Source organism: Acinetobacter sp. ANC 4973 (genome assembly GCF_002135275.1).
Classification (GTDB): domain Bacteria; phylum Pseudomonadota; class Gammaproteobacteria; order Pseudomonadales; family Moraxellaceae; genus Acinetobacter; species Acinetobacter kyonggiensis.
Window position 1 is genome coordinate 189785 of sequence record NZ_NEGM01000001.1, and the last position, 12765, is coordinate 202549.

Annotated in this window: 9 protein-coding genes; all 9 read left to right on the plus strand. The window is 39.5% G+C overall.

Annotated features, from left to right (window positions below; all coding sequences use genetic code 11):
• Positions 1–118: 118 nt before the first annotated feature.
• Entirely contained in the window at positions 119–1036 is a 918-nt protein-coding gene (prmA, locus tag B9T30_RS00960; protein WP_086183369.1) for a 50S ribosomal protein L11 methyltransferase, read from the plus strand.
• Between the two features lie 3 nt (positions 1037–1039).
• Positions 1040–1900, plus strand: a complete 861-nt coding sequence (locus B9T30_RS00965) for a DUF3426 domain-containing protein (RefSeq protein WP_086183370.1) — start codon at positions 1040–1042, stop codon at positions 1898–1900.
• Positions 1901–2288: 388 nt separating this feature from the next.
• Positions 2289–2558 (plus strand): DNA-binding transcriptional regulator Fis, encoded by a 270-nt coding sequence (gene fis, locus B9T30_RS00970; RefSeq protein ID WP_001086304.1) that lies wholly within the window; start codon positions 2289–2291, stop codon positions 2556–2558.
• Positions 2559–2652: 94 nt separating this feature from the next.
• Positions 2653–4227, plus strand: coding sequence for a bifunctional phosphoribosylaminoimidazolecarboxamide formyltransferase/IMP cyclohydrolase (gene purH, locus B9T30_RS00975; RefSeq protein WP_086183371.1), 1575 nt, complete (start codon positions 2653–2655; stop codon positions 4225–4227).
• Positions 4228–4358: 131 nt separating this feature from the next.
• Positions 4359–5642, plus strand: a complete 1284-nt coding sequence (purD, locus tag B9T30_RS00980; RefSeq protein WP_086183372.1) for a phosphoribosylamine--glycine ligase — start codon at positions 4359–4361, stop codon at positions 5640–5642.
• 673 nt (positions 5643–6315) lie between these two features.
• Entirely contained in the window at positions 6316–7185 is an 870-nt protein-coding gene (locus B9T30_RS00985) for a MetQ/NlpA family ABC transporter substrate-binding protein (RefSeq protein WP_086183373.1), read from the plus strand.
• A gap of 73 nt (positions 7186–7258) precedes the next feature.
• Positions 7259–8284, plus strand: coding sequence for a methionine ABC transporter ATP-binding protein (locus B9T30_RS00990; RefSeq protein WP_086183374.1), 1026 nt, complete (start codon positions 7259–7261; stop codon positions 8282–8284).
• A complete protein-coding gene (locus B9T30_RS00995) occupies positions 8281–8976 on the plus strand; it encodes a methionine ABC transporter permease (protein ID WP_086183375.1) in 696 nt (231 codons plus the stop codon). Before B9T30_RS00990 ends, B9T30_RS00995 begins: the two co-directional genes overlap by 4 nt.
• 214 nt (positions 8977–9190) lie before the next feature.
• Positions 9191–12754, plus strand: coding sequence for a DNA polymerase III subunit alpha (gene dnaE / locus B9T30_RS01000; RefSeq protein WP_086183376.1), 3564 nt, complete (start codon positions 9191–9193; stop codon positions 12752–12754).
• Positions 12755–12765 lie beyond the last annotated feature (11 nt).

Consider the following 12765-nt stretch of genomic DNA (forward strand, 5'->3'; position numbering starts at 1 on the left):
CTTAAAATCAGGATGCCATAGTGCATCCTTTTCTTACTCTACTGCATGAATAGGTAGCTGTTATTGCATCAGTTCTATACAATGCTGACTTTAGAAAAGACAATTTTAGGTTATCTCTGTGAAGTGGTTACAAATTCATATTAATGTTGAACAAGCGCAAGTCGATTTTACTGAAACATTATTAAGTTCACTCGGTGCTGTCAGTGTAACTTTAGATGATGCTGAAAATCAGGACTTACTTGAACCACTTCCAGGCGAAACTCCGCTTTGGAATAAAGTCATTGTGACAGGTATTTATGCCCAAGAAGATGACGAAGAAATTGATGTGAATGCTTTACTCACATTTATTACTGCACAAATGCCTGAAGCACCACTACGCCATGAATTCATTGAAGACCAAGAATGGGAACGTACTTGGATGGATGCGTATGAACCTATTCAAATTGCTGAAAAATACTGGATTGTTCCTGAATGGATGGAAGCACCTGAAGCAGATGCAGTAAACATCAAGCTTGATCCGGGCCTAGCATTTGGTACAGGCAACCATGCCAGTACTTTCTTATGCCTACAATGGCTAGGTAAAACTGATGTTAAAGATAAAATTGTAATCGACTATGGTTGTGGTTCTGGCATTTTAGGTGTTGCTGCACTACTGCTCGGTGCGAAAAAAGTCTACGCAACCGATATTGACCCACAAGCTATTCTTGCAACCAAACAAAATGCTGAACTTAATGGTGTGCTCGACAACTTATATGTTGGGTTACCAGAAGAGTTCAATGTCGAGTTAAAAGATCAAAAAGCAGATGTATTTGTCGCAAATATTCTTGCTGGCCCCCTAATGGCTCTTGCGCCTGAATTCGCAACTTTGATCAAATCTGAGGGAGAGTTCGCACTTGCAGGTATATTAGAAGAGCAAGTAGCTGATGTTTCTAATGTTTATTCAAGTTTTTTTGATATACTAGAAGTTGAAAAACGTGAACAACATTGGTGCCGTATTTCGGGGAAACGCCAAAATACCCATTCAAATTTTGAATAGACTATGAGCGAAAAACAAACCTACTGCCCTAACTGTTTTACCAAGTATAAAGTCTCAGTGGCTCAACTCACAGTTGCTCGGGGCATGGTTTGTTGTGCCAAATGCTCAACCAATTTTAATGCGTTAACACATCTGGTAGTAGACAAAGAAGAACCTTGCTCTACTCCTCTTTCTATTCCTTCTGCAAACCCAACCCAAGCCACAGAAATAACAGAGCAATTTATAGACGGCCAACGATCAGAACAACATCTATTGGATATTTTTGATCGTAAAGTAGAAAACTCAAATATTGATTTAAAGACCTATCTCAATAACTTAAATTATTTTAGTACGGAACCGATTGGCAACTATCCTGCGCTTAATTGGTCTGACAAATCAGAACAAGAAAACAAACATAGTGCTTGGCACTATGCGCTTTGGATTGTGGTGAATATCTGTTTAATTAGTTTACTTGTTTTCCAATTCTTCTGGTTTAACCCTAAAATTTTAAACAATAGTCCAGCAGCGAGTGCCACATTTAATACCGTGTGTCAGGCATTTAATTGCTCGATATTGGATCAGAATTATCGTCTTATTTCGACCAACAAAGTAAAACTAAAACAGATTTCTAAACAAAAAACTCAGTTTACTGGTGAGCTAATCAATTACCATTCTAAAAGTTTGGCCCTTCCAATCATCAAGGTGAATTTAAAAGATAACGGAGAAATTATATCTTCTTATTCTTTGCAACCTTCCGAATACCTGATTAGCAGTCTTGCGGGCATCCACCGCATCCCACAGAATAGTCCTTTTAAATTTAAGTTTAACCTTCCTGTGTCTCGCAAAAGCTTCGACACCTACAGTTTAGAAATAATTTCTCCTTAATATTGAAAAAAACTATTAAAAAAAACAAAAAAATGTAAAAAAAATGCAGTTTTCTTGCTCACTTTTTCTGAGACAATGCTATCATACGCGCCACGAAAGCTTTGTGCCGCAAACTCCTCGCTATTTTTCACAACAAATACAATTTAGCAAAATGCGCTTTATCTATATATTGCGTATAGAGCAGATTTTTTTGTTTTGATTTTGGTCGGTAACAAATATTTAACTATTGTTACGCTTAAATTTCGACCATTCCGTTGGTTTGTGGCATGCTAAATGTTCAAGTTTTAGAACTCCGCTTTAGGATCTAAAACGGAGTTCATTTAATTTTATAGACCACTTTTATATATCTCTTTACCCAAGTGATATTTGATTTTTCGGATTAATTCGCATGAATAGCAAATCTCCTATTTTTACTGCACAATCTGATGTCGCTCTTCGTATTCACGTAGATCGCGCAGTTCGCCACTATTTTGCACAATTGCAAGGTGAGCAGCCATCTCAAGTTTACGACATGGTGCTAGCAGAAATGGAGAAACCTCTTTTATCTGTAGTGCTTGAATATACTCGCGGCAACCAGACACGCGCTGCCGAGATTCTCGGACTTAACCGTGGCACTTTACGCAAAAAGTTAAAAGCTCACGGTTTAATGAGTGAATAAATGATAAAATGCTCACGGCTACCGTGGGCATTTTTTTTATCTTACGTTTTGCCTATTGTTTTAATCTAGACCTTTAATATTGTTGACGAAAATCATGACTATTAAACGCGCTTTAATCTCTGTATCTGATAAATCAGGGATCGTTGAATTTGCTAAAAACCTCGTAGCTCTTGGGGTAGAAATTTTATCTACTGGTGGTACATATAAGTTGCTTAAAGACAACAATATCGCTGTAGTGGAAGTTTCAGAGCACACTGGGTTCCCAGAAATGATGGATGGTCGTGTTAAAACACTTCATCCAAAAATTCATGGTGGCATCTTAGCTCGCCGTGGTCTAGACGAAGCTGTAATGGCTGAACATAACATCGATGCAATCGATTTAGTGGTTGTGAATCTTTATCCATTCGCTGCAACTGTAGCAAAACCAAACTGTTCACTGAGCGATGCGATTGAAAACATCGACATCGGTGGCCCGACTATGGTTCGTGCTGCTGCAAAAAATCATGCGTCTGTGGGTATTGTAGTTAATGCATCTGATTACGACACAGTAATTGCAGAACTTAAAGCAGACGGTGCATTGTCTTATGCAACACGTTTTGACCTTGCTGTGAAAGCATTTGAACATACTGCGCAATATGATGGCATGATCGCATCTTACTTAGGTGCTCGCGTCGGCAAAGAAGAAGGTCAAGCAGATAAATTTGCACGTACTTTCAACACACAATTAAATAAAGCACAAGATTTACGTTACGGTGAAAACCCGCATCAGTCTGCTGCATTCTATGTTGAAAGCACAGCAACTGAAGCTTCTGTTTCAACTGCGAAACAGCTTCAAGGTAAAGAATTATCGTATAACAACATTGCAGATACAGATGCAGCACTTGAATGTGTGAAATCTTTTGCTAAACCTGCATGTGTGATTGTAAAACACGCAAACCCATGTGGCGTTGCTGTGTCTTTAGAGGGCATTGCTGCGGCTTATGACCTTGCTTATGCAACAGATCCTGAGTCTGCATTCGGTGGCATCATTGCATTCAACCGTGAATTAGATGTTGCAACTGCGCAAGCCATTGTCAACCGTCAATTCGTTGAAGTGATTATTGCCCCAAGTATCGCTGAAGGCGTACTTGAAGTTACAGGTGCGAAGAAAAACGTACGTGTACTGGTCTGTGGCGAATTACCTGCAATTGATGCACGTCAAACTCAGCTTGACTACAAACGTGTAAATGGCGGTTTATTGGTTCAAGACCAAGACTTAGGCATGATAACGAAAGATGACCTTAAAGTCGTGACTAAAATTGCACCAACTGATGCTGAGATTGATGACTTAATCTTTGCGTGGAAAGTTGCAAAATACGTAAAATCAAATGCGATTGTCTATGCCAAAGGTCGTCAAACCATTGGTGTTGGCGCAGGTCAAATGAGCCGTGTAAACTCAGCGCGTATTGCCGCAATTAAAGCTGAACATGCTGGTTTAGTGGTTGAAGGTGCAGTTATGGCATCTGACGCATTTTTCCCATTCCGTGATGGTATTGATAACGCTGCAAAAGCAGGAATCAAATGTATCATCCAACCAGGCGGTTCTATGCGTGATGAAGAAACTATTGCTGCAGCTGATGAAGCAGGTATTGCAATGGTCTTCACGGGCATGCGTCACTTCCGTCATTAATTGATGGAATCCTGACTGTAATGACAAAGTCATACATGTGGTTTAAAACAGATTTCTAAATCTGACATAAAGTCCTCGCCTATTTTGGGTTGAGGACTTTATGTCATTTTCGATTCATGGAGTATGAAGCGATGAATATTTTAGTATTGGGTAATGGCGGACGTGAACATGCACTCGCATGGAAAATCGCTCAAGATGAAAAAGTTGCACAAGTATTTGTCGCCCCTGGCAATGCAGGTACAGCAACAGAAAATAAATGTAAAAATGTAGAACTAAATATTTTAGATAATGCAGGCATTATTGCTTTTGCAAAAGAAAATGAAATCTCTTTGGTCATTGTTGGTCCAGAAGCACCTCTCGTTAATGGTGTGGTTGATGCTTGCCGTGCTGCGAATGTTAAAGTCTGGGGCCCGACCCAATTTGCAGCACAACTTGAAGGCTCAAAAGCTTTTGCGAAGCATTTCTTAAAACGCCACAACATTCCAACAGCGTTCTACGATGTATTCACAGAAGTCGATGCTGCTAAAGCCTATGTTGAACAAAATGGTGCACCGATTGTGATCAAGGCCGATGGTCTTGCTGCGGGTAAAGGTGTGATTGTTGCCATGACCAATCAAGAAGCATTTGATGCCATTGATGACATGCTTGCAGGCAACAAATTTGGCGATGCTGGTTCTCGTGTTGTCATCGAAGAGTTTCTTGCTGGTGAAGAAGCGTCTTTCATTTGTATGATTGATGGCAACAACATTTTACCAATGGCAACCTCACAAGATCATAAACGCATCTTTGAAGGTGACCAAGGCCCAAATACTGGCGGTATGGGGGCTTACTCTCCTGCTCCTGTTGTGACTGCTGAAGTTTTCGATAAAGTCATGAAAGAAGTCATGCGCCCTACTGTGGATGGTATGGCGGCTGATGGTCATGTTTATACAGGTTTCTTGTATGCAGGCTTGATGATTGATGAACAAGGCCAACCTAAAGTAATCGAGTTCAACTGTCGTTTTGGTGACCCTGAAACGCAACCAATCATGATGCGCTTAAAATCTTCTTTGGTTGATTTGGTTGAAGCTGGCATTACAGGTAATTTACCTGCGGAAGCGCAGTGGGATGAGCGTAAAACTGTTGGTATCGTACTTGCTTCAAAAGGCTACCCAGAAACATCAAGCAAAGATGATGTGATTTCTGGTTTAGACACCGAAATGACCGATGCTAAAGTTTTCCACGCAGGTACTGCTGTAAATGCAAATGGCGAGATCGTGACTGCGGGTGGTCGTGTGCTTTGCGTAACAGCATTGGGCAATACGATTGGTGAAGCACAAGCAAAAGCATTAGAACTTTGTGAAAAAGTGACTTTTGATGGCGTTCAATATCGTAAAGATATTGGTTACCGTGCAATTGCGCGTGAAAATGCTTAAAGCTTAGTTTTTCAAAAGATCTAAAAAAGTCCGCTTTATGCGGGCTTTTTTTATTTTTCTAATCAAGATGAGATACCCTTCATTTTCCCGACTAAAATGAATCGTTACTCAAAATATCTCACCCTGCAAGATGGTTATTTTGAGTGCATAATAATCAATAAATTTTGAACATAAGTTGCCATTTTATAAAGCATTATTCTTATTATCTATTTTTTAGATTTAGACTGAAAAAAAAATTATAAAGAAGCATTAAAAACAATATCTTATAGATTGTTAATATAATTTAAAATAATATATTGTTTTTACTATTAAATTTTCAAATATCTCGCTTTTGTTATGCTATAAAAGAGATAATTATTGAGTTTTTATTCACTATATTGCATATAGATTTATTGTTATGATGAGCCAAATTTTGATTCAGTTAAAATGCAATCTCGTGAATGAATACAATGATTTAAAACATCTTATAATTGTTTTAATTTGATGTTCACCAAATTGCTAATTGAATAGCATAATTTGTTAATTTTATCATGCTATGCATAGATCAGAGAACGTTTGGATAGAATGACTGTAATCACATCTTCGTTTTATACTGATCTCGATTTTGACTTAATCTCTTCAATAAATAATTCGTAAATTTAAAGCCAAAATTAAATTTACTGAGGATGGATACATGAAAAAGCTCCTTGGACTTGTTTTAGGTTTAACCGTTGGTCTAGCTGGTTGTTCTAAACCGGAAACACCTGCGACTGACACAGCAAAAACAGATACAGCAAAAGAACAAACCGTTGTTATGGCATCGACTGGTTCTGATGCTGACATTTGGCGTTATATTGCAACTCTGCCTGAAACAAAAGCAGCAGGGATTAAACTTGAAGTGAAAAATTTCACTGACTATGTAGCCATGAATACTGCTGTTGCAAATAAAGAAGTGGATATTAATGCCTTCCAATCTTATGCATATCTAGTTGCCTTCAACGAGTCAAATAAAGATAAAATTGCACCTGTTTCAACAACATATTTAGAGCCTATGGGAATCTATTCAAGCAAAGTTAAAAAAGTTGAAGACTTTGCCAATGGTGCAACTATTGCAATCCCTAACGACGGTGCAAATGAATCACGTGCATTATTACTTTTACAATCTGCTGGCTTAATCAAATTAAAAGACGGCTTTGATATTGTTAAAGGTACACCTTCAGACATTACTGAAAATACGAAAAAAATTGTGATCAAACCTATTCAAATGGCAACTGCTGTACGTGCTAAAGATGAAGTTGATGCGATTGTACTGGGTAATACTTTGGCAATGGAAGGTGGTTTAAACGTACTGAAAGACTCTATTTACTATGAGCCTACTGACCAAAGCACAAAAATGAATGTCAATGTTCTTGCCGTTGCTGAATCACGTAAAGATGACCCTATTTTGAAAAAAGTGGGTGAGCTATATCACGTTCCAGCTGTAGGTACATATGTTCAAAAACACTTCGGTGGAACTAAAGTCGATGTAAATAAACCTGTAAGCTATCTTACAGAATCAAAATAGTCTTATAATGACTTAAACGAAACAGGCAAAGTTAATTTGCCTGTTTTTTCATTTTTGTATAGCTTTTGACGATATGATTGAATTTAAAAACATTTCAAAACACTATGAACTGAAAGGTCAAACCATACGCGCACTGGACCAAATTAATTTGGAAATTCCAGCAGGCAGTATTTTTGGCATTATTGGCTATAGTGGTGCAGGAAAAAGTACCTTAATCCGCTTGATTAATTTGCTTGAGCGTCCAAATAATGGACAAGTCATTATTAATCAAACAGATTTTACGGCACTGGATTCACGTACATTACGTCAAGAACGTGCAAATATCGGTATGATTTTTCAGCATTTTAATTTACTCCAAACCAAAACGGTTGCAGACAATATTGAAATGCCTTTGAAACTGCTGGGTGTAAATAAGGCTGAACGTGAAAAACGGCTCAATGAATTACTTGAATTTATTGATTTAACACATAAAAAAGATGCTTTCCCTGATGAACTTTCGGGTGGTCAAAAGCAACGTGTCGGTATCGCCCGAGCTTTAGCCAATCACCCTAAAATTTTACTGTGTGATGAAGCAACGTCTGCACTTGATCCGCAAACCACGAAATCTGTTCTTGCTTTGCTTAAAAAGATTAATAAGGAGCAAGGCATTACCATTGTCATGGTCACGCATGAAATGGATGTCATTGAATCTGTTTGTGATTATGTTGCAGTCATGGAACAAGGTAAAGTCATTGAAACGGGTTCTACTTTAGAAATTTTTAGTCAACCTCAACATCCAACGACTAAAAACTTTATTCAGACCGTTTTACAGCAACAATTGCCAGTTAATATTTTAAATAATCTAGAAAACCAAAATCATAAAAGTATTTATAGCCTGCAATTTTTAGGTACATCTGCACAAGAAACTGTCGTACAAACTGCAATTAAGCAATTTGATGTGAGTTTAAACATTTTGTTTGCCAATATGACTGAAATTAATGGTTCAGTAATTGGTCAAATGTTCGTACAACTTTTGGGTGACCCCGAAATCATTCGTCAAACCATCGACTTCTTCGAACAAAATGGCGTCAAAGTGGAACAGTCAGGAGTTAGACTATGAGAGAACTCATCGTACAATGGCTCACCACACTGACAGCACCATTTTGGGAAAGCTCTTTAAGCATTGACCAATTTGTTACAGCAATGCAAGAAACGATTCAAATGGTCGTTTTCGCTATGTTGTTCGGTACAATTTGGGGCTTTATTCAAGCGATCACATTATTGGTCACTCGTCCAAATGGTATTCTGCCAAATCGGGCGGTTTATCAAATTTTAAATCCGATTGTAAATGCGCTACGCTCACTACCCTTTATTATTCTACTGATTGCTGTTTTCCCACTCACCAAAGCGTTAGTCGGGACAACCATTGGCACTTGGGCAGCCATTGTGCCACTGACCATTTATGTTGGCCCTTACATTGGTCGCCTTGTAGAAACATCATTGCTTGAAGTGAATGAAGGAATTATTGAGTCTGCCCAAGCGATGGGAGCATCTCCTTGGCAAATTATTTTCAAATTCATTATTCCTGAATCTCGTAGTTCATTAATTTTGAGCCTCACAACAGCAACCATTAGTCTTATTGGTGCAACAGCGATGGCGGGTGCTGTCGGTGCAGGTGGTATTGGTGACTTAGCGATTTCGTATGGCTATCAACGCTTTGATCAAAGTGTCGTCTACCTCACCGTTATTGTCCTCTTAGTACTTGTTCAAATTGTGCAGACTTTAGGTAATTGGTTAGCTAAACTCAGATAAATCAGCATTGAAGAAATCCTTTAAAACCCTCAAATTTGAGGGTTTTTTATTTATGCTTTTCGCTTAAAAATAAGTCAGCCGCATCAGCGATACATAAAAACATACACTATGGTCAATAATAGACCACATAATCAGCTTTGAATTTGCCAAATATAAGCCATAACAATATTCAGAGCATGCTAAAATAGCCGACGGTTTTTGCAGGGACTCATTTATGCACTTTGTTCATCTTGGTATACATACAGAATTTTCAATTACGGAATCTATCGTACGTATACCTGATCTTATTAAAGCTGCAGTGAATGATGAAATGCCAGCTTTGGCATTAACTGATCTATCTAATTTACATGCCGCAGTTAAATTTTATAAAAAATGCTTAGATAAAGGCATTAAGCCAATTATGGGCAGCAACATTCGCCTAAATGATGCAGAACATAAAGTCACACTGCTTTCAATGACCAACAAAGGTTGGCGCAGTCTCACTGAAATTGTTTCGCGTGGCTTTATTGAAGGTCAGCAACTTGATATCCCTTGTGTACAAAAAGAGTGGGTTCTTGAACAAAACCAAGACATTATTGCACTCTTAGGCATGCATAGTGATGTGGGTAAAATGCTGAACTCATCCAACCCACAAAAAGCGGAACCATTATTAGAAGAATGGATCGAAAAATTTGGCAATCGTGTCTATTTAGCCCTGACCCGCACCGACCGCCCTGATGAAGAAAATTTCATTGCTGGGGCAATCAAACTGGCTCAAAAATACAATATCGGTGTCGTTGCGCATAATGATGTGCATTTCATTGCACCCACAGATTTTGAAGCACATGAAGCCCGTGTTTGTATTGCCGATGGTTATGTTTTAGGCGACAGTCGTCGTCCTCGTTATTATAGTTCTGAACAATATTTTAAAACCGCAGAGGAAATGACGGAACTCTTTTCAGATATTCCGTCTGCGATTGAAAATACCTACCACATTGCTAAACGCTGTAATGTCAGCTTACGCCTAGGTTTCAATGACCTGCCAGATTACCCAGTACCTGAAGGTCATACCATTGACACCTTCTTTGAGCATGTTTCTCAAGAAGGCTTAGAAGAACGTTTAGATTTCCTTTATCCCGTTGAAAAACGCGATGAAGATTGGCCTGAAATTCGTAAAGTTTATGATGAACGTCTAGCCTATGAAATTGGCACCATCTTAAACATGGGATTCCCCGGTTACTTCCTGATCGTGATGGACTTCATTCAATGGTCAAAAAATAATGGCGTTCCTGTAGGCCCCGGACGTGGTTCAGGTGCAGGCTCATTGGTGGCCTATAGTTTAAAAATTACCGATCTTGATCCACTCCGTTACGATTTACTATTCGAACGTTTCTTGAATCCAGAACGTGTCTCGATGCCCGACTTTGACATCGACTTCTGTATTGCAGGACGTGACCGCGTGATTGATTATGTTGCGCGTCATTATGGCCGTGAAGCGGTTTCACAAATTGCGACTTTCGGGACGATGGCCGCGAAAGGTGCAATTCGAGATGTCGCGCGAGTATTGGGTAAATCTTATGGTTTGGCAGACCGTATCTCGAAAATGATCCCGACCAAACCCTTAGGTGTAGACCTGCGTGGTGCCATCGACATCGAGCCGCAGCTGAAAGACATCGTGACCAATCCATCTAACCCAGATAATGACGATGCAGCCGAAATCTGGGAAATGGCGCTTAAACTTGAAGGCATTACCCGTAATACCGGTAAACATGCCGGCGGTGTGGTAATTGCACCGGGTAAAATCACCGATTATTCAGCCGTGATGTGTGATGCGGATGGTACTAACCGCGTAGCACAATTCGATAAAGATGATGTCGAATCAGCAGGTTTAGTTAAATTCGACTTTTTAGGTTTACGTAACCTAACCGTAATTGAAGATGCCATTCAAAATATTAATAAACGCATTGGGCCTGAAAAATCAGTCGATATTACCTATATTCCGTTAGACGACCCCAAAGCCTATTCAATCTTTGCCGATGCCAATACCACTGCGATCTTCCAGTTTGAATCCGTCGGCATGAAAAAAATGCTGAAAGAGGCACGTCCAAGTAAGTTTGAAGAAATTATTGCTTTTGTATCCTTATACCGTCCGGGTCCAATGGATCTTATTCCTGACTTTATTCACCGTATGCATGGTGGTGAGTTTGAATATCTACATCCCTTACTCGAAGGGGTTCTAGAACCAACCTATGGGATTATGGTTTACCAAGAACAGGTGATGCAAGCCGCGCAATATTGTGCGGGTTATACACTGGGTGGCGCAGACATGTTACGTCGTGCCATGGGTAAAAAGAAACCTGAGGAAATGGTCAAACAGCGTCAAATCTTTATTGAAGGTGCCGCGCAAAAAGACATTGATGAAGCCACCGCCAACCATATTTTCGACTATATGGAAAAATTCGCTGGCTATGGTTTTAACAAATCACATGCCGCAGCCTATGCCCTCGTTGCTTACCAAACGGCATGGCTAAAAGCCTATTACCCATCTGAATTTATGGCGGCAGTACTCACTTCAGAAATGCAGAATACCGACAGTATTGTATTTTTGATTGATGACTGTCGAATCAATGGTTTAGAAGTGTTTCCTCCTTCGATTAACATGTCTTTTTATCAATTCCATGCCAGTGATGAAAAAACCATTGTCTATGGTTTAGGTGCAATTAAAGGTGTGGGCGAAGCCGCTATGCAATCGGTGATTGATTCACGCTTGCAAGATGGGCCTTACAAAGATCTATTCGATTTTTGCCATCGTATTGATTTGAAAAAAATCAATAAACGAACTTTAGAAGCCCTGATTCGTTCAGGTGCTTTAGATTGCTTAGGTATTGATCGTGCCAGCATCATGGCGCAATTGCCTGAAGCGGTGCAAGCGGCTGATCAAGCTCGCTCTAATCGTGAAACGGGCATCATGGATTTATTTGGTGAAGTTGAAGAAGTTCAACGTAAACCTGCTAAACCCGTTAAAGCATGGTCAGATGAAGTCCGTCTCAAAGGTGAAAAAGATACCCTTGGCTTATATTTAACTGGACATCCGATTGATGTTTATCGCCCAGAGTTAAAGTCATTTATTCCTGTGCGTATTAATGAATTAACACCTACACGTCGTGGGGTTACCACCGTTTTTGCCGGCTTGGTGGTGGATGTTGCCAATTTCCCAAATCGGATGATGGTCACCCTAGATGATGGTACAGCGCGAATTGAAGTGTCTGCCAATCATGAACGCTTCCAACGCTTTAAAGATATTATCCAAGCTGACCGTGTGGTGGTGATTGAAGGTGAAATCTATGAGCGTGAAGGTTATGATCGCCCAATGGGACGCCTAACCAAAGCCTTTAGTCTCAATGAGATTCGCCAGAAACGTGCCAATAGTATCCAAGTTAAATTGGCTGCTGAACATCTGACCAAATCACTCAGTCTAGATTTACAAAAAATTCTGCTGCCATTTTGCAATGTCGATATGTGCAATCACATTCCAATGCAATTACAAATTGATTATCCCTATGCGACTGCTGAAGTTCACTTGGGATTAAATTGGAAAGTTGCACCACAAGATGAATTGCTGGCTAAATTACGCGATTATTTTGGTAAAGATGTCATCCATATCGAATATCAAGTGAAATCTAAGGCCGCAAAAGCCGTACAGTATAGTAAGCCCACGCAAATTGCACCGCCACCTGCCAATGTCAGCATGGATGATGCAATGGACATGTATCAGGCTGAAGCCAACCAATATTCTTAATTTTTAAATAT